The organism is Pseudoruegeria sp. HB172150 (genome assembly GCF_013184805.1).
Taxonomy (GTDB): domain Bacteria; phylum Pseudomonadota; class Alphaproteobacteria; order Rhodobacterales; family Rhodobacteraceae; genus Psychromarinibacter.
The window spans coordinates 323,580-339,898 of record NZ_JAATNG010000002.1 but is presented as its reverse complement, the minus strand read 5'-3'; the positions used below and the strand labels follow the sequence as shown (position 1 = coordinate 339,898).

Here is a 16,319-nt window from a genome sequence, read left to right as displayed (position 1 = left end):
GCCCCAAAGAAAATTAATTGACAATTTTACTAAGTTAAATTAACCGCTATACAGCCGGTTGGGGCTAACGCCCTGAATTCCCGTACCATTCAGGACGTTCAAGGCGAAGACACGCCAACAGATGCCGATGATGGTTCGAATGCCCGGCCTTTCAGCACGGAAGCCGCAGCTACCCAGCCGACAATCAGACAACTGAAGGGGACAGTAATGTCTAACTCTCCGAAGCCACGCTTCGGCGGGGGCAGTCTGCTGCGGCTGATGCTCTCGACCTGCGTGCCCGTTCTGCCGACCGCTTTGGTGGCACAGGATGCCGACTACTTGGGTACTGTTGTACTTGGCCTTGAGGCCGAGGGCGGCGAAACCGAAGCCAGTACGGTTATCGACAGTGAGACACTGAACGAGACCTATGGTGGCGACGTGGTTAATGCGATCCGCGACGCGCCGGGCGTGTTCACGCGATCACCTTCCGACAATCCGTCGATTTCAGTCAACATCCGGGGAATGCAGGGTAAGGGCCGGGTTAATACGATGATTGAGGGCGTGCCGCAGACCAACCGAAACCTGTCCGGGCACGCCGGTTCCTTCGACGACCAGATCTTTGTTGATCCGAACCTGATTAGCCAGATCGACATTTCCCGCGGCGCCGTTCCAGGTGCCGCCGGCCTCGGATCGCTGGCCGGGGCGGTGAACCTGCGGTTGCTGGATTTTGGCGACATCTTGGAAGAAGGCAAATCATCCGGTGGGCTGGCAAGGATCACTTTTGGTGACAACGGGCTGACTTGGTCGGGGCTTCTGTCTGGCGCTTGGCGCGGGACAACTGAAAGTGGTCGCAGCTGGGCATCGCTGGTGGCGATAAGCGACTATGACAAGGCTGCGCATTTCGACGGCGACGGCACCCAGGCAGATTACGGCGACACTGACTCCAGTTCGGCCATGTTCCGGTTCAAGACTGACTTGAACTCGGTGTCCGAGCTGGAAGTGGTCGGTATGGCCAATTCCACCGACTTCCTTCCTCGCTCCTCCTCTGGCTACTACTGGGAGACGGACAAAACCCTGCTAACCCTGAATTACGGTTACAAACCCGGCGACGGCATCTGGGATCTGGACGTCAGCGCCTACTATCAGGTCGACGACCTCTCCTTCCCGGGTCATCCAGAGCAGACCGGATCAAGTTTCATTGGCCGGCAAGGCACCGATACCGGCATGGGCGTGAATGCGACGAACACATCGCGGGTAACCCTTGGGGCCGGGATGCTGGAGCTGTCTTACGGTGTTGCTTTGACGCAGAACGAGTACATCGGCAACGCCCAGTCCGGCGCAAATGCCGAGGGTGAGTTGCTGAAGGCCGGGGTATTCGTCAATGGCACATGGGAGATTGGGCGGTTCGATGCGACGGTCGGATTCCGATACGATTACTGGAAAGCGACGGGCGTGACCGAAGCCACTGCCGCTGGCACCGGTTCTTGCCCGGCGGATGCCTCGAACGGACGCTGCATTGATGCGTATGACGACCGTGACGGTGCAAAACTGAACCCGAGCCTGGTTCTTGGATACGGCATTACGGATAACCTGCGGATCTATGGAAGCTACGCCGAGACTATGCGGCCTCCTACGGTCAGCGAGATGTTTTACCCAGGTGGACACAGCTTTAGCGGCACGGTGACGCCGATTGGAAACAATCTGGAACTCGATGCCGAAGAGGCCGCAACCATCGAAGCCGGATTTCAGTTCGCCAGAAAGAGTATGTTCCAATCCGACGATCGCGGCTGGTTGGACGTCAACTATTTTCAAAATGACATCGAGAATTACATCACGGCGTCGAGCTCTGGAACCTGGGATAACGTACCTGGGACCGTGCGGATGAGTGGGGTTGAACTGACCGCCGGCTACGAAACCAGGCGCTTCATCACCGAACTTTCCTTCACTGTCGCGGACACCGAGCAGCCCTATGGGTTCTATGCAGGCATAGGGAACGATTTCGGGCGCCTCCCGGATGATTTCGGTTCGTTGAACATCGGATTGAAGTTCATGGACGGTGATGCGCAGGTCGGAACAGTCATTCGCTATGTGGGCGACAGCGTGATCGCCTTCATCGACGAACCGAATTCATACAGGCTGGATCCCTACACTCTCGTCGACCTCTATGGGAGCTGGAAGGTAACCGACGGAGTGGAAGTCTTTGCCAACGTGACCAATCTGCTGGACAAGACCTATTACGAGGCGAACACAGGCATCGGCGACAGCCTGACCGCCGGGCCAGGACGGGCGATCCAGGTAGGCGCGACCTTCCGTTTCTGAGGTATGGTGTTGTCGAGCATGGAAGCTCTTTAGAGCCTTCCCGAAAAGAGCGCGCCGGACCTCGGCGCGCTCCAAGTTATCCATTTGCGATATCCGCCACACTGAAACGAAATTGGTGTTGCTTCCCCACTGGAACTTGAGTAGCAGGGCCGCCCTTTTTGAGCAGGTGGCGCTATGCAGACGAATACTCTCGCGATCGACTTTGGCACCTCCAACTCCGCGGCAGCGATTCCCTATGAGCATGGCATCTACCGGATTCCCATCGAGCGAGGGGCCGAGACTGTGCCAACGGCCGTTTTCTTCCCGATGGATGGCGGGCCGATGCGCATAGGTGCGTCCGCCGCAGACGCACTGATAAGTGGCGAGGACGGGCGTTACATGCGAGCCCTGAAGAGCGTCCTGGGGCTGCCATTGCTGCACGAGAAAAGGGTTTTGGGCGGCAAGCGGCGAACGATCGCGGATGTTATCACCGCGTTCCTGCTGGAGATGAAGCAACGGTCGGAGGCGGCGACAGGCCTGCGCTTCCGTAATGCCCTGTCGGGGCGCCCGGTTCACTTCCACACCGCTGACCCGGAGCGCGATGCTCAAGCCGAGTCGGATCTCCGCGCCTGTTACATGGCGGCGGGGTTCGAGCAAGTCGCGTTCCTGGCTGAACCAGAAGCGGCCGCAATCGCGAGCCACGGGATGGGCGCCGTGGAACAGACCGGGCTGATCGTCGATATTGGCGGCGGTACCTCTGACTTCTCAGTATTCCGGAGCAGCGGCGACAGCGTTGAAGTCCTGGCCAGCCACGGGATCCGCCTTGGTGGTACCGATTTTGACCATGCGCTTTCGATGGATCATGCAATGCCGCAGCTTGGGCTAGGTGGACAGTTACGGCGCGAGATGGGAGCAGGATTGCTTCCCGTACCCCGAGCGCCTTACGTCGATCTTGCGACATGGGCGAAAATCCCGTTCCTCTATACTTCCGAGACTCGGCGAGCGGCCATGGACATGGCACGCCTCGCCGTTGATCGAACTCGTATGGGTCGATTTGTCACCGTTCTTGAGCTGGAACTGGGACACGAACTTGCTTTCGCGGTCGAACGAGGCAAGATCTCGGCCAATCATGGCGCGATCAACAGCAGCATCGACATGGGCTTCATCGAGCCTGACCTAACGGGGCCTCTGACATCGGGCGACCTCGATGCTTCGCTGGAGGACAATAGATCTCTTCTGCATACGGCCGCCGAGGACACGCTTGAGAAGGCTGGCAGCACGCGTAACGAGATCGGGCGAGTCATCCTAGTGGGAGGGTCCAGCCTGATGCGTTTCGTGTCGGACGAGGTTCACGCGCTTTGCCCCAACGCGGAAATCCTGCGATCCGAGGCTTTCACCGCCGTTGTGGACGGCCTAGCCATGGCCACGCGTCACTAGTCGGAGGAAAGCTGGGCGTTCGGCCTCTTTATCGCATCCGCTGATAGACAGTCGTCCGCCCACGCCGCACGTCCGTCAGCTCCAGCGCCGTGCTGTCGGCCCGAGCAATCCGGTAGCAGGTGCGGCGGTTTGTTTCCGAGTTGATCTGAACGAGGAACGGTCCTTCACCTCCGGAGCCATCACAAATCTCTTGAATCCGGAAAAAGCGAGACGTCGAGAAATCGCCGTCCTGCCGATAGTATATTTCGGAACCGAGCACCGTCATTTCCCAGTGCCCGGTGCCCTGCTCGCGCCAGTCGCCTTGCAACATCGCCCGCAATCGCGAGTTTTCGTCTTCGCCCGGCTTCGGCACCACGCCACGCACCACGATTGCCGCGAAGTTTCCGTGTGTTTCAACCATGTCACCTTTAAGCAGGACGGGCATATTCACCGGTAATTCCTCAAGCGCATACATCAACGTATCTGGTGTAGGACCCCGATAGAAGACGCGCATCTTCCATTCCCCAGCATGAAAAGAACAAAAATCCCGTCCCTCTGCCAATTCGCATCCTTGAAAAAGCGCGATGGTCTCGAAGCCTTTCCCATGCCGACCTTCAGCAAGGTCAGTGATCAGGTCCTCCGGCAAAACAGTCATTTCAGACTCTTCCGGCGGTACGATGGTCGTGTCTTGGACGACTTCGTTCACCGGTTGGCCATCGGCAGGACCACCCGGGCCGCGCGAGCCGCCGGTTCCGATGCCACCCGTGGTCGGACCGCCATCCTCGATCTTAGGCGCGACCTTGCTCTCGCTATCCGGCGCGCCGCCATCGTCAACCAAGGTCAGTGTAAAGTCCGTTGCCGTTTCACCAGTGTCGATCTCTCGCATCGACAGCGTCTCGAAACCGCGGCTCTCGCAGTCGGTATCCCCAACAATGGTGAAGACTTCGTCATCAGCACAGAACTGATAATCCTGCCCCTGGAAACTGGCAGCATCAGACTCGGCGTAATAATAGTAGTACCGCTTGTCCAGGTCGCCACCGAGGACTGTCGCACAATCGTCCGGATCGATGTTCCACCAACCTTCAGACGTCCAGTTAGTCTCGCCTTTAAAGCCGATCGCGACAGTCTGCACGAGATCCGTTTCGTTGCAGATGTTGAGGCCGGCTTCGGCGTCAACAGATAGACAAAACCATAGCACCAACTGAACCAGAACACCCTGAAATGGCCAGCCTCGGTTCATCCTATCCGCCCCGCGATCCACCGCGTCGGGTCGGCGCCGGGGAACTTTTTTCCTCCGCATTCTCTGGCTCTTCGACTACGTTCTCGGACTCTGGCGGCGCCAATACCTCACTTTCGGGTTTGGTTTCCGGTCCCACAACTGGTTCTGCCTCGTCTACGAGTTCGGCATTGTTTGACGATTCTGACTCGACCTCTGATTCTTCGCCGTTCCCATCGCCAGGCAAGCCGAAGTCAAAGCTGGGATCATCCGGTTCGGAAGCCGTGTCCTCGGCAAAGGGGCTATCCAGGACGTCGCCGTCACCGTCACCGTCACCGTCGACGGAGGGCGGCATGTCAGGAACATCCGAAGTTACAAGCGTCAGCGTATAGATTCCCGTCTCGCCGCCTGTGTCGATCTCACGGTAGTCCTCTCGGACATAGCCGCGCGCCTCGCATTCTGCATCGCCGGCGATGGTGAATGCCTCTGGGCTAGTGCAGAAATAGTAGCTCTCTCCCTCGAACGGGCCGCCGTCCACTTCGGCGCGGTAGTAAAAGTAGCGCCGGTTCACCCCATCGAGGGTCGGCATGGCACAATCGCCAGGATCAATGTTCCACCAGCCCTCGGAAGTCCAGTCATCTGCGCCCTGATAGCCAACTGTCACGGCCTGAATGAAGTCTGTATCGTTGCAGATCTCAAGGCCCGCACCAGCATCATCGATGATGTCAGTCGACGTCACCGTTTCTACGGGCGGAGCAGAGGCGCCGTCTGCGTTGATATAGTGGGTGTACGTTCTCGCGGTCGGGCCAGTGTCGATCTCCGAGAAGCTTTCGCTGTCATATCCACGCGCTTCGCAGTCCGTATCGCCCTGGATGGAGTAAACTTCGGGCGTAGTGCAGAACATGTAGCCTTCGCCTTCGAACGGGCCCGCATCCACCTCAGCACGGTAATAATAAAACCGTTGTTGCAACTCACCAGAGAGTACCTTGGCACACGCTCCAGGCTCTATGTTCCACCAGCCTTCGGAAACGAAGCCATCGTCGTTCTGATAGCCAATCGATACGCTTTGGATCTCTTCGGTCTCGTTACAGATGTTCAAGCCATCCTCGCCGTCCGCTGTTGTGTTGGCGGGACCGCCGGAACTGCGAGGTGAACCGTCCTCGTTCACAAGTGTGTATGTGAAATCAGTCGCAGTTTCGCCGGTATCGATTTCCCGAAACGACTCGCTGTCGTAGCCCCTGCTTTCGCAATTGGAGTCGCCTAGGATCTCGTACTCTTCTGGCGTGGTGCAGAACATGTAGTTTTCGCCAGCGAAATCACCACCATCCACTTCTGCCCGATAGTAGTAGTACCGTTTCTGCAGGTTGCCGCCGACCACCGTGGTGCAGTCGCCCGGCTCGACGTTCCACCACCCTTCGGAAACCCAATCGGCATCGCCCTTATAGCCAATTGAAACACTCTGGACGAAATCGGTTTCGTTGCAGATTTCGAGGCCCGCGTGAGCGGCACCCGCGCTGCCAACAATGCAACCGGCAAGAAAGAATTTTGTGAAACGAAGCATGCAGCCCTCCGGAGTTGCGGCCACTTTATGCGCGGTTTCGCGCGAATCAAAGAGTTCCGGACTGTTTCCAGAAAACCCTGTAAATCCAGTCAGATCTTCCGGAAATGGACCCGACTGCGCCAAATTTCCGCCCCGATCCCACGTTAACTTTCTCCTTGTAGCCGCCGATTATTCCTGTCCCGGAGAGGCCGGCCCGCGTCAGACCGTGCAATGGAGAAAGACTATGAAACTGCTTAACCTGATCAACCGCTTTGAACGTGACGAAGACGGCGCCGTAACCGTCGACTGGGTGGTGCTGACCGCCGCAATCGTTGGCCTGGGCATCGCCGTCCTGACCACCGTTGGCGGTGCGACCGCTGACTACTCCGAAACGATCGGTTCCGCTCTGTCGGAACAAGGTGTCAAAACCACCTACTGATCGCTTTCGAAGACAATCAAGAGAATGGGCCGCGTCTGTTAAAGCGCGGCCTTTTTTCTGGCCGGCAAAAGTCTGCCAAACGCCCTACCCCGCCCGGAAAACGTTCGTAGCCGACCAAATTCGCGCCTCATTCGGATGTTTTGGTCATTCTGCCGATGGAGGGAACCAGACGGCACTGGAAGATGCTCGGGGGACGAGTAGTTACGGAGAGAGAGCCTGATGCGACTGTTCAAATTGATAAAGCGCTTTGAGCGTGATGACGATGGAGCGGTGACCGTTGACTGGGTTGTCCTGACCGCCGCGATCGTCGGCCTGGGCATTGCAGTGCTGACAGTGGTCGGTGCCGCCACCGACGACTATGCCGACGCTGTCGGATCGCACTTGGAAACGCAGACCGTCAAGACGACCTACTAATCATCTTGCCCGTCGCAGATCGAACCGCGGCGCCGGTGACGGCGACGCGGTTCATTTCATTACTCCAACGTTTGCCTGATCCCGCCGAGAGCGATAATCCAGCGCCATGCCGCGCTATGCTTTGAAAATCGAATATCACGGAGGCGCCTTTTCCGGCTGGCAAAGGCAAAAGGATCATCCGTCTGTACAGGCTGCAGTGGAAAACGCGTTAAGCTGTTTAGAATGCGGTGTTCCTTCGATTGCCGCCGCAGGACGAACTGATACGGGGGTTCATGCCGTGGGTCAGGTGGCGCATTGCGACATGGCGAAAGACTGGGATCCGTTTCGCCTGTCGGAAGCTTTGAACCACCATTTGAAGCCAAACCTCGTCGCCATCGTTGACTCCGCGCGTGTGGATGGGGACTTTCACGCACGGTTCTCAGCCATCGAACGGCGGTATGTGTATCGTATGACTTGCCGACGTGCCCCATTGACCTTTGACAAGGGATTGGCCTGGCGTGTGCCGCAGGAATTGGACATCGAGGCGATGCAGGTGGGCGCCGACTTCCTTGTGGGCAAGCACGACTTTACGACGTTCCGTGCCTCTGAATGCCAGGCCAAATCCCCGGTGAAGACTGTGGATGCTGTGGAAGTGTCCCGCGAGGGCAACGATGTCAGGGTCACCGTCCGCGCCCGCAGTTTCCTTCACAATCAGGTCCGCAGCTTCGTCGGAACGATTGAACGGGTCGGCGCCGGTTCCTGGAAACCCGAGGACGTGAAAGCGGCGCTGGAGGCACGCGAGCGAGCCGCCTGTGGCCCGGTCGCACCACCCGACGGTCTGTACCTGACCGGCGTTGGTTATCCCGTAGATCCCTTCGTGTAGAACGTCATCTCTCTAATCGAGCACGTCCTGTGCATCACGATCTGTTTGGGTTCCGATCGGTTCAATTAGTCCGTGGTCCACGCGAAACGAACCGGAAAGGGTGAACCGCTGTAGTTCGGATTGGTGGGATCCGGGCAGGCGACCATTGTTCAAAGTTGATCTATGTAGCACCACCACATCTGTCGCCACGCGCAGGGTATAGCTGTACAGCCCGTCCGGTATGCGCCCGGCTGTCTGCAAACGAAATACAGGCATGCCGCGTGCCGCCGTTTCTTCCAGATGGTAACCTCTAGGCCCGCTTACGATCAGTGCCGCGTTGGTGAAGTTGTGTCCTCCGGAAAAAGAAATCGAGGTGGATTGGATCCGCGCCTCGATGCTGGGTGCATGCTGCGCGGAAGCGGTTGCAGTGATGCAGATGCCAAACCCGATACTTGTTAAGACCCTATTCATGAAGGACATTCCTTGTCACGCGCACGGGGCGCACCAGTTACCGCAAATTCATTTTGGCGACGCCTCCGTGGTGCTAAGAGGCACCGCCGGGGTTGCTAGATAGTCAACACCACCACTGCGCCACCCGCGAGATAGCTGCCGAAGGGGAATGGCGCGGCAGCATCCATCCGCTCTCCGGCACGCCACCGTTCTACACTGGCAACTATTAACGCTAGAACCGCAGCGAGCAGGATCGTCCACGGCAACCGCTCGGGCCCCAGGCCGGCACCCAGGCCGGCCATCATTTTCACGTCGCCCATCCCAAGCCCTTCGCGCGCGCGAAACACGCCATAGACTTTTCGCACGACCCAGAATGCAACTGCCCCCACTCCGGCTGTCAGGACGGCGAATTCTAGCGTGTAGTCGGGCGCAGTACTGGCGAGCGCCAGCCCCGCTGCAAAAAGCAAGACAGTCAGCGGGTCCGGCAAACGGAAATGAAGTAGGTCGGCATAGAACAGGCCGAGAAGGCACCAAAGATATACCGTCAATGCCAACAGACCCACTAAGCTATCCGCCAGAGCAACTGCCAAGAGCGACAATCCCAGCGCCGCCACCTCGATGCGAATCAGATGTTTCGGGATGGGCACACCGCAGCGGCGGCATTCACCATTTAGGCACCATCTGAAGGGGATTAACTCGTACAGACCCAAACGGACTCCACATCGCAGACACCGGCCGCGACCAACCGGCCAACCGTTTACGAAGGTACCCAGAAAGGATCCAGCCAGCGGGCCGAGACAGACCACCAATAGTGCCACGAGCACAAAGTCTGGCATTTTGCCCAACTCTCGTCAGAAGGCCATCCGTAATTCCAGTTCGATCTGAGCCAGCCGCGATTTCATCGCCCCAGTAGGGTCAAGTTCGGGATTAATCGACAGCACTTCCGACAGGGCTGCCTGTGCCGATTGCATGCGCTTCAGTTCAGCTGCGCCTGCCTTGCCGCGCAAAACTGCCGAGCGAGCCGCTTCGTGATCGGCTGTGCCCTGCACCGCCAGCGCCGCAGATCTGCCCGCTCCGGTCAGGTGCGTGGCGACAAGTTGCGCCGCTTCGACGGCACGATCGAACTTGCCATTGCGCAGTAGTGCGTGAGCTTCCTCAAGGCGGATCCGCATCTCCAACGGTCCAGTATCTTTCAGTAATGCTCTATATTGTCGCACCGCCCTGTCGTACTGGCCGCTTTCTAGGGCAGCCCGAGCCACCAGGTAGTTTGCCTTGAAGCCTGCGCGACCCGTGCTGAACTTACCGGGCTTGCAAGAGGCTAGGAAAAGCACCATGCCGGATAGAAGGACGATACGCGGAAGAACGGACGGTTTCATGGTGAACCCTCTGGGTTGCTCGTTATCTTGGCGCCAAATCACGGCGCACGTGAGAAATCTGAACTTATTTTCCGTTAATTTTTGGCAAATATTCGGATTGACCCACATCCGTCCCGATCCCGAGACCGCCTACCCGGAGGACCTGCATGAGTGACCCGATCCCGCCATTCTCCACCGCCGAATACAAGCGCCGCCTGAGCAAGACGCGCGCCGCGATGGAGCGACGTGGTATCGACGTGATGATCGTGAGCGACCCGTCGAATATGGCTTGGCTGACGGGATACGACGGCTGGTCGTTCTATGTGCATCAGGCGGTGGTTATGCCGCTGGTCGATCGACCCTACTGGTGGGGCCGTGGGCAGGATTCGCATGGGGCACTGCGGACGGTGGACCTGTTCCGGACGGGCATCGAGAGCTATCCCGACAATTACGTTCAATCGACAGAGCGACACCCGATGCAGCACCTGGCGGAGCTGCTGAAGACGCACGGGCTGGGGTCGGCGCGGATCGGGGTGGAGATGGAGAATTACTATTTCTCTGCCAAGGCACATGCGGTTCTGGTCGAGGAACTGCCGAACGCCGAACTGGTCGACGCGACGGCGCTGGTGAACTGGCAGCGGGCGGTGAAGTCGGGTGAAGAGATCGCTTTCATGCGCAAGGCGGCGACGATTTCCGAGAAGATCAGCATGCTGGCGGTGGATCTAGCCGAACCCGGCGTGACCAAGAACCAGATCGCGGCGAAGATCATGGCGGCGGCCATCGAGGGGACCGAGGATGCCTGGGGCGACTATCCCGCCATCGTGCCGCTGATGCCGTCCGGCCCGTCGGCCGCCGCGCCGCACCTGACCTGGAACGGCGACCCGATGCAGGAAGGCGAATGCACCTTCTTCGAGCTGTCGGGCTGCTATCGCCGTTATCACACGCCGCTCTGCCGGTCGGTTTTCCTGGGCGAGCCGCCGGATCACATCAAGAAGGGCGAGGAGGCGCTGGTCGAGGGGCTGGAAGCGGGGCTGGACGCCGCGCGCGCCGGGAACCGGGCCAGCGACATCGCGAACGCCCTTGGCGCGGCGATGGAACGGGCGGGGATCGAGCGCGGCGCGCGCTGTGGCTACCCGATCGGGTTGAGCTATCCTCCGGACTGGGGCGAGCGGACAATCTCGCTGCGGCCCGAGGACGACACGATCCTGGAGCCGGGCATGACGTTCCATTTCATGCCGGGGCTCTGGATGGAAACCTGGGGGCTGGAAATCACCGAGTCGATCCTGATCCGGGAGTCCGGAAAGGCCGACACGTTCTGCGACCTGCCCCGCAGGCTGTTTGTGAAAAACTAGGAGCTGCATGACCTTACTTGACCGAACCATCGCCACGCTGGGCGAGCTGATCGCCTTTCCGTCGATCTCTTCCGACAGCAATCTGGATTGCATCGACTATCTGGCAAAGCGGCTGAAAGCCGCGGGCGCGCGGATCGAAGTGATGCAGGACGAGAGCGGTGCGAAGGCGAACCTGTTTGCGACCATCGGACCGGAGGGCGATGGCGGGCTGATGCTGTGCGGACACACGGACGTGGTACCTGTGGCGGAACAGCCGTGGACGCATGATCCGTTCGACATGGTGGAACGCGACGGGCGGCTATACGGGCGCGGGACCTGCGACATGAAGGGGTTCATCGCGGCCTGTGTTGCGGTGGCGCCCTATCTGGCCGAACGAGTAACCGACCGGCCGGTGCATTTCGTCTTTACCCATGACGAGGAAGTCGGATGCCTTGGCGCGCAGGCGCTGGTGAAGGTGCTGCAGGGCCGCGGGCTGCGGCCGTCGCTGGCCATCATCGGCGAGCCAACCGAAATGCGGGTGATCGAGGGACACAAGGGCTGTTACGAGTACCACACCGAGTTCACCGGGCTGGAAGGGCATGGTTCTGCCCCGGATCGCGGGGTGAGCGCAACGGAATATGCGGCGCGCTATGTGATGCGGCTGATCGAGCTGAAGGACAGGCTGAAAGAGCGCACGCCGGAAGGCAGCCGGTTCGAGCCACCTTGGACGACGATCAATGTCGGATCGTTGAATGGCGGGTTCGCACCGAACGTTATCGCGGCGAAGGCGGAGATCGCCTGGGAAATGCGGCCGGTGGTGACGGCGGACGCGGATTTCGTGAAGGCGGAACTGGCGGAATATTGCGACGAGGTGCTGCTGCCGGCGATGCGGGCGGTGGACCCGGATGCGGGGATCGCGACCCACACGCTGGGCGAGGTGCCGGGGCTTGAGCCCATGACGGTGAACGCGGCGCGGGATCTGGTCTGCAAGTTGACCGGCGCGAATGGCACGGATCTTGTGCCGTTCGGGACCGAGGCAGGGCTGTTCCAGTCGATGGGAATCGACACGGTGGTCTGCGGGCCAGGCTCTATCACGCAAGCACACAAGGCGGACGAGTTTGTGTCGCACGACCAGCTTGAGATGTGCCTGGGCATGCTGGAGCGGCTGGGAGAGCGGCTTTAGGATCCGGGTCAGCGCGGCGCGATGGCGCCTTTGACTCCGACGACTTTGGCGGCGAGGTCGTGGCCGGACTGTAGGGCATCCGCTTGGGATTTACCGGTGAGGATGGCCGCGAGATAGCCGGCGTTGAAGCTGTCTCCTGCGGCAGTGGTATCGATGACGGTTTCGGCTGGCCGGTAGGTGGCATCGACGGGATCACCGAGCGAAAGCGGTCCTTCGGGACCTTGTTTGAGGGCGCCTTCGGCAATGCCGCAGGTCTGCAGGCGGGTGATGACGGAGGCGGCGTCGGGGTCGCCGAAAATGGCCATTTCGTCGTCGACGCTGGGCAGTGCGAGATCGCAGGATTCCCACATCGCGGTGATTGCGGCCTGCGCCGTGGTGCGGTCGGGCCAGAGAAGGGGACGATAGTTCGAATCGAACGAAACCCGGCCACCTTTCTGGCGCAAGTCCCCTAGATAGCTGCAAAGATCCGACCTTATTTGGGCCGGCAGGATCGCGAGAGTGATGGCGGAAAGGTAGATCACTTCGTAGCCGTCGAGCGCGGAGAAGTCCGCGCCCTTGTCCGCCTGGAACATTTCGCGGGCGGCGGAGGTATCGCGCCAGTAGGTGAACGAGCGTTCACCCAAGGCGTCCGTCGAGATCGCGTAGAGGCCGACATTGCGGGACTTGCTGAAGGTGATCGCGCCAGTGCCGATACCTTCAGACGCAATGAAGTCTTGCATCCGGGCTGAGAAGGCATCGCGGCCGAGTCGGGTGACGAAATCGACCTGAAGCTCGGGCGCCTGACGCTTCAGGTAGATCGCCGTGTTCAGCACGTCGCCGGCGAAACCGAGGCGGGCGCGGTCGGAGTCCGGACCTTCCAGCGACAGTTCCACCATCGCCTCACCGATGCAGGCTATCCGCATATTTCTCCTCCGGTCACTTCCGTCTCGGCCCGTATGCGCTGGCGCGGACCGCGCGCATCTTGACGCCGCTGCGCTGCCGTTCGCGGTGCCAGATATAGAGGCCGGAGGCAATAATGATCCCGCCGCCGCCAAGCGTCCAGACTGTGGGCCAGGTGTCGAAGACGAGGATGCTGGCGAAGGCCGCTAGGAAAATCTGGATGTAGACGACAGGCGCGAGGATCGAGGCTTCGGCGAGGCGGTGGGCGAGTGTCGCGAAGATGTGGCCGACCGCGCCCAGCGCGCCGATGCCGAGCATCACGGCGATGGTGCCCGCGTCCTGCGGCGCGACCCATTTCGCAATGCCGAAGGGGGCGAGCGCAAATGTGGCGAGACCACTTGCCCAAAGTTGCGATGTGGCGTTGCTTTCGATGCCTGCCAGCATCCTTGTCAGAATGAAGTAGCCAGATGCGCAGAATAGCGCGCCGAGCGACAGGAAGACCTCGGGCGAGAAATCGACGCCCCACGGCTGAACCGTGACGACGACACCCAAAAACCCGGTACACACGGCAACGATGCGGTGGATGCCCACCCTTTCTCCAAGGATCGGAATTGCGAGAAGAGTGACGACGATCGGCGTCGCGAACATGATCGTGGTCGTGAGAGTAATCGGCAGGGATCTAAGGGCCAGGAAGTTGAAGACGGTGCTTCCAAGGAGGAAAACGGCCCTGAGCGTCTGGCGCCAGGGCGCGGCGGAGCGGAACTGGGCGAGGCCGCCCTGTGGCAGGTAGACCGCGAGTGCCACCGCGAAGTGGCCGGCGTAGCGGATGAAGACCACCTGCAGCGGCGCGAGACCGGCTAGGATCAGCCATTTCGCGGAGGTGTCGATGGCAGTGAAAAAGGTAACCGCCAGCGCCATAATGGCGAGACCAAACGCGGTGCGTTCTTCACGGGGGAGAGCAGTGGCCATACCTGTCAGGCCGGTCTGAGCGATGGGGGGATGCGCCGCAGCACAGGCATCAGCCGCGCGCCAGGAGGATCGCTCCTCCGGCGATCATCGCCACGCCGGTCCAGCCAGCGGCGCTGAGCTTCTCGCCGAGAAACAACGCCGCGAGTATTGCCACAAGCACCACCGATAGCTTGTCGATGGGCGCTACTTGCGAAGCTTGGCCCAACTTCAACGCGCGGAAGTAGCATACCCAGGACGCCCCGGTCGCCACGCCGGAGAGTGCTAGCCAGAGGTACGTCCGTCCAGGCAACGAGCCAACGGCGCGCAGGCGGCCGGTTGCGGCGAGAAATCCTGCAAGCAGCGCCAAAATGACAAGGGTCCGAACGAGGGTTGCCAGATCAGGATCGACAGCCGAAACGCCGACCTTAGCGAGGATCGCCGTCAATGCCGCAAAGACCGCGGCCAGCAGCGCCCAAAACAACCAGGCAGAACTCAAGGACGCCAGCACCGGACTACATCACCGCGCCAATTTGCCAAGGCACGAATTCGTAGTCACCAAGGCCCTGCGCCTCGGACTTGGATACCTCGCCAGAAGCAACTGCCAGTATCTTGCGGTAGATCTCCCGGCCTTTCTCCTCCAGAGAAACGCCGTCAGTCAGCATTGCGCCCGCATTGATATCCATGTCGTCGATCATACGGCCGTACATCTCGGTGTTAGTCGCTACCTTGATCGTTGGTGCCGGCTTCGACCCGAATGCGGACCCACGGCCGGTAGTGAAAACGACCATATTACAGCCGCCGGCGATCTGTCCGGTGACAGAGGCGGGGTCGTAGCCGGGGGAATCCATGAAAGTAAATCCTTTCGCGGTAACCGGCTCAGCATATTTGTAAACACCCATCAGCGGCGAGGTGCCGCCCTTGGCCGCTGCTCCAAGTGACTTTTCCAGAATCGTGGTCAAACCGCCCTTCTTGTTTCCCGGCGACGGGTTGTTATCCATCGATCCCATGTTTCGGGCGGTGTAGTCCTCCCACCATTGGATCATACCCACCAGTTTTTTGCCGACTTCCCGAGACACGGAGCGGCGGGTCAGAAGGTGTTCTGCGCCGTAGATTTCGGGTGTCTCCGCAAGAACTCCCGTGCCGCCCTGCGCCGCGAGGAGATCGCAAGCGTAGCCAAGAGCGGGATTGGCCGTAATGCCGGACCAGGCGTCGGAGCCGCCGCATTGCAGGGCGACCTTAAGATCAGAGGCGGGGCAAGGCTCTCGGCGGGCATCGTTGGCGATGGGGAGCATCGCCTCGACCTTCTTAATGCCAAGTTCGATGGTCTTACGCAGGCCCGCGACACCCTGAATGTTCATCACCTGGAAAGTCGGGCCCTGCTTCAGACCGTACGCTTCAAGCAGCCAGTCGATCTGGTTCATCTCGCAGCCCAGACCTACCATCAGAACACCGGCGTGGTTCGGATGTCGGGCATACCCCCACATGACACGCTGGAGCGCCTCGAAACCCTCGCCATCGCCAGCCATGCCACAGCCGGTGCCGTGGACGAAGGCGACGACGCCGTCGACATTCGGATAGTCGGCGAGAATGTCGGGGGTGAAATAGTCGGCAATGCGGCGGGCAGCTGTTGCGGAGCAGTTCACCGAGGTGACGATGGCGATGTAGTTCCGGGTGCCGGCCGAGCCGTTCGCGCGGCGGTAGCCCATGAAGGTATCGCGATCCGCCTCGGCCAACATGGCGACGGGGCGCTGATCGGTGCCGAACTCGTAATCCACATCCGTGCCGACGAAATCGAGGTTCTGGGTATGGACGTGGTCTCCCGCGGAGATGTCTTCATGCGCCAACCCGATGAGTTGAGCGTATTTTCGCACCGGCTCGCCCTTGGCAATCGCGCGGGTAGCGATCTTGTGGCCGGAGGGGATCAGGCCGGTAGTTGTGACGTCTTCCACTGTCACACCTGCCCCCAACGCGCGGGTTGCGGTTACGACGTTGTCAGATGGGTCAAGGCGTACGTAGTCCATGTTCAAACC

The 16,319-nt window shown here is 60.1% G+C and carries 16 protein-coding genes; 7 read left to right on the top strand and 9 right to left on the bottom strand.

The features are described 5' to 3' along the window. Positions 1–207: 207 nt before the first annotated feature. Both HCO70_RS13420 and HCO70_RS13415 read left to right on the top strand, forming a co-directional pair. Entirely contained in the window at positions 208–2,298 is a 2,091-nt protein-coding gene (locus HCO70_RS13420; RefSeq protein ID WP_172296928.1) for a TonB-dependent receptor domain-containing protein, read from the top strand. Positions 2,299–2,472: 174 nt separating this feature from the next. Beyond that, a complete protein-coding gene (locus HCO70_RS13415; RefSeq protein ID WP_172296926.1) occupies positions 2,473–3,714 on the top strand; it encodes an Hsp70 family protein in 1,242 nt (413 codons plus the stop codon). A gap of 28 nt (positions 3,715–3,742) precedes the next feature. On the opposite strand, the gene HCO70_RS13410 is transcribed toward HCO70_RS13415, so the two are convergent. Both HCO70_RS13410 and HCO70_RS13405 read right to left on the bottom strand, forming a co-directional pair. Further along, positions 3,743–4,933 carry a DUF1036 domain-containing protein gene (locus tag HCO70_RS13410; RefSeq protein WP_172296924.1) on the bottom strand — a complete coding sequence of 397 codons (1,191 nt, stop codon included), beginning with the start codon at positions 4,931–4,933 and terminating at the stop codon, positions 3,743–3,745. A 1-nt stretch (position 4,934) separates the two neighbouring features. Continuing rightward, positions 4,935–6,470 (bottom strand): DUF1036 domain-containing protein, encoded by a 1,536-nt coding sequence (locus HCO70_RS13405; protein WP_172296922.1) that lies wholly within the window; start codon positions 6,468–6,470, stop codon positions 4,935–4,937. Positions 6,471–6,693: 223 nt separating this feature from the next. Here HCO70_RS13405 and HCO70_RS13400 point away from each other — a divergent pair, with 223 nt between their 5' ends. From HCO70_RS13400 to truA, 3 genes are all read left to right on the top strand, one after another. Beyond that, positions 6,694–6,888 (top strand): Flp family type IVb pilin, encoded by a 195-nt coding sequence (locus tag HCO70_RS13400; protein ID WP_172296920.1) that lies wholly within the window; start codon positions 6,694–6,696, stop codon positions 6,886–6,888. Positions 6,889–7,107: 219 nt separating this feature from the next. Then, a complete protein-coding gene (locus tag HCO70_RS13395) occupies positions 7,108–7,302 on the top strand; it encodes a Flp family type IVb pilin (protein ID WP_172296918.1) in 195 nt (64 codons plus the stop codon). Positions 7,303–7,408: 106 nt separating this feature from the next. Then, positions 7,409–8,164, top strand: coding sequence for a tRNA pseudouridine(38-40) synthase TruA (truA, locus tag HCO70_RS13390; RefSeq protein WP_172296916.1), 756 nt, complete (start codon positions 7,409–7,411; stop codon positions 8,162–8,164). Between the two features lie 12 nt (positions 8,165–8,176). On the opposite strand, the gene HCO70_RS13385 is transcribed toward truA, so the two are convergent. The 3 genes from HCO70_RS13385 to HCO70_RS13375 all read right to left on the bottom strand — a co-directional run bounded on the left by HCO70_RS13385 (position 8,177) and on the right by HCO70_RS13375 (position 10,077). Further along, positions 8,177–8,623: a hypothetical protein gene (locus tag HCO70_RS13385; protein WP_216665426.1), complete on the bottom strand. Its 447-nt coding sequence runs from the start codon at positions 8,621–8,623 to the stop codon at positions 8,177–8,179. Between the two features lie 86 nt (positions 8,624–8,709). Next, positions 8,710–9,429, bottom strand: a complete 720-nt coding sequence (locus HCO70_RS13380; RefSeq protein WP_172296912.1) for an A24 family peptidase — start codon at positions 9,427–9,429, stop codon at positions 8,710–8,712. Between the two features lie 15 nt (positions 9,430–9,444). Next, on the bottom strand, positions 9,445–10,077 hold the full coding sequence (locus HCO70_RS13375) for a tetratricopeptide repeat protein (protein WP_172296910.1): 633 nt from the start codon (positions 10,075–10,077) through the stop codon (positions 9,445–9,447). Between the two features lie 38 nt (positions 10,078–10,115). Here HCO70_RS13375 and HCO70_RS13370 point away from each other — a divergent pair, with 38 nt between their 5' ends. Together HCO70_RS13370 and argE are read left to right on the top strand one after the other, a co-directional pair. Continuing rightward, on the top strand, positions 10,116–11,300 hold the full coding sequence (locus tag HCO70_RS13370; RefSeq protein WP_172296908.1) for a M24 family metallopeptidase: 1,185 nt from the start codon (positions 10,116–10,118) through the stop codon (positions 11,298–11,300). A gap of 7 nt (positions 11,301–11,307) precedes the next feature. Next, positions 11,308–12,462 carry an acetylornithine deacetylase gene (argE, locus tag HCO70_RS13365; RefSeq protein ID WP_172296906.1) on the top strand — a complete coding sequence of 385 codons (1,155 nt, stop codon included), beginning with the start codon at positions 11,308–11,310 and terminating at the stop codon, positions 12,460–12,462. Positions 12,463–12,470: 8 nt separating this feature from the next. Here the strand turns inward: argE and HCO70_RS13360 are convergent, their stop codons facing one another. Genes HCO70_RS13360 through HCO70_RS13345 form a run of 4 tightly spaced genes read right to left on the bottom strand, consistent with a single transcriptional unit; the run spans position 12,471 to position 16,310 of the window. Next, positions 12,471–13,364 (bottom strand): sugar kinase, encoded by an 894-nt coding sequence (locus HCO70_RS13360; protein ID WP_172296904.1) that lies wholly within the window; start codon positions 13,362–13,364, stop codon positions 12,471–12,473. Positions 13,365–13,377: 13 nt separating this feature from the next. Next, positions 13,378–14,310 carry a DMT family transporter gene (locus HCO70_RS13355; RefSeq protein ID WP_172296902.1) on the bottom strand — a complete coding sequence of 311 codons (933 nt, stop codon included), beginning with the start codon at positions 14,308–14,310 and terminating at the stop codon, positions 13,378–13,380. A 49-nt stretch (positions 14,311–14,359) separates the two neighbouring features. After that, positions 14,360–14,785 (bottom strand): EamA family transporter, encoded by a 426-nt coding sequence (locus tag HCO70_RS13350; RefSeq protein WP_216665425.1) that lies wholly within the window; start codon positions 14,783–14,785, stop codon positions 14,360–14,362. A gap of 16 nt (positions 14,786–14,801) precedes the next feature. Then, a complete protein-coding gene (locus HCO70_RS13345) occupies positions 14,802–16,310 on the bottom strand; it encodes a UxaA family hydrolase (protein WP_172296900.1) in 1,509 nt (502 codons plus the stop codon). Positions 16,311–16,319 lie beyond the last annotated feature (9 nt).

Bases quoted from the DNA above. Each gene is read 5' to 3' on its own strand.
- HCO70_RS13420 (WP_172296928.1), top strand. From the start codon at position 208: ATGTCTAACTCTCCGAAGCCACGCTTCGGCGGGGGCAGTCTGCTGCGG.
- HCO70_RS13415 (WP_172296926.1), top strand. From the start codon at position 2,473: ATGCAGACGAATACTCTCGCGATCGACTTTGGCACCTCCAACTCCGCG.
- HCO70_RS13410 (WP_172296924.1), bottom strand. From the start codon at position 4,933: ATGAACCGAGGCTGGCCATTTCAGGGTGTTCTGGTTCAGTTGGTGCTA.
- HCO70_RS13405 (WP_172296922.1), bottom strand. From the start codon at position 6,470: ATGCTTCGTTTCACAAAATTCTTTCTTGCCGGTTGCATTGTTGGCAGC.
- HCO70_RS13400 (WP_172296920.1), top strand. From the start codon at position 6,694: ATGAAACTGCTTAACCTGATCAACCGCTTTGAACGTGACGAAGACGGC.
- HCO70_RS13395 (WP_172296918.1), top strand. From the start codon at position 7,108: ATGCGACTGTTCAAATTGATAAAGCGCTTTGAGCGTGATGACGATGGA.
- truA (WP_172296916.1), top strand. From the start codon at position 7,409: ATGCCGCGCTATGCTTTGAAAATCGAATATCACGGAGGCGCCTTTTCC.
- HCO70_RS13385 (WP_216665426.1), bottom strand. From the start codon at position 8,623: ATGTCCTTCATGAATAGGGTCTTAACAAGTATCGGGTTTGGCATCTGC.
- HCO70_RS13380 (WP_172296912.1), bottom strand. From the start codon at position 9,429: ATGCCAGACTTTGTGCTCGTGGCACTATTGGTGGTCTGTCTCGGCCCG.
- HCO70_RS13375 (WP_172296910.1), bottom strand. From the start codon at position 10,077: ATGTGGGTCAATCCGAATATTTGCCAAAAATTAACGGAAAATAAGTTC.
- HCO70_RS13370 (WP_172296908.1), top strand. From the start codon at position 10,116: ATGAGTGACCCGATCCCGCCATTCTCCACCGCCGAATACAAGCGCCGC.
- argE (WP_172296906.1), top strand. From the start codon at position 11,308: ATGACCTTACTTGACCGAACCATCGCCACGCTGGGCGAGCTGATCGCC.
- HCO70_RS13360 (WP_172296904.1), bottom strand. From the start codon at position 13,364: ATGCGGATAGCCTGCATCGGTGAGGCGATGGTGGAACTGTCGCTGGAA.
- HCO70_RS13355 (WP_172296902.1), bottom strand. From the start codon at position 14,310: ATGGCCACTGCTCTCCCCCGTGAAGAACGCACCGCGTTTGGTCTCGCC.
- HCO70_RS13345 (WP_172296900.1), bottom strand. From the start codon at position 16,310: ATGGACTACGTACGCCTTGACCCATCTGACAACGTCGTAACCGCAACC.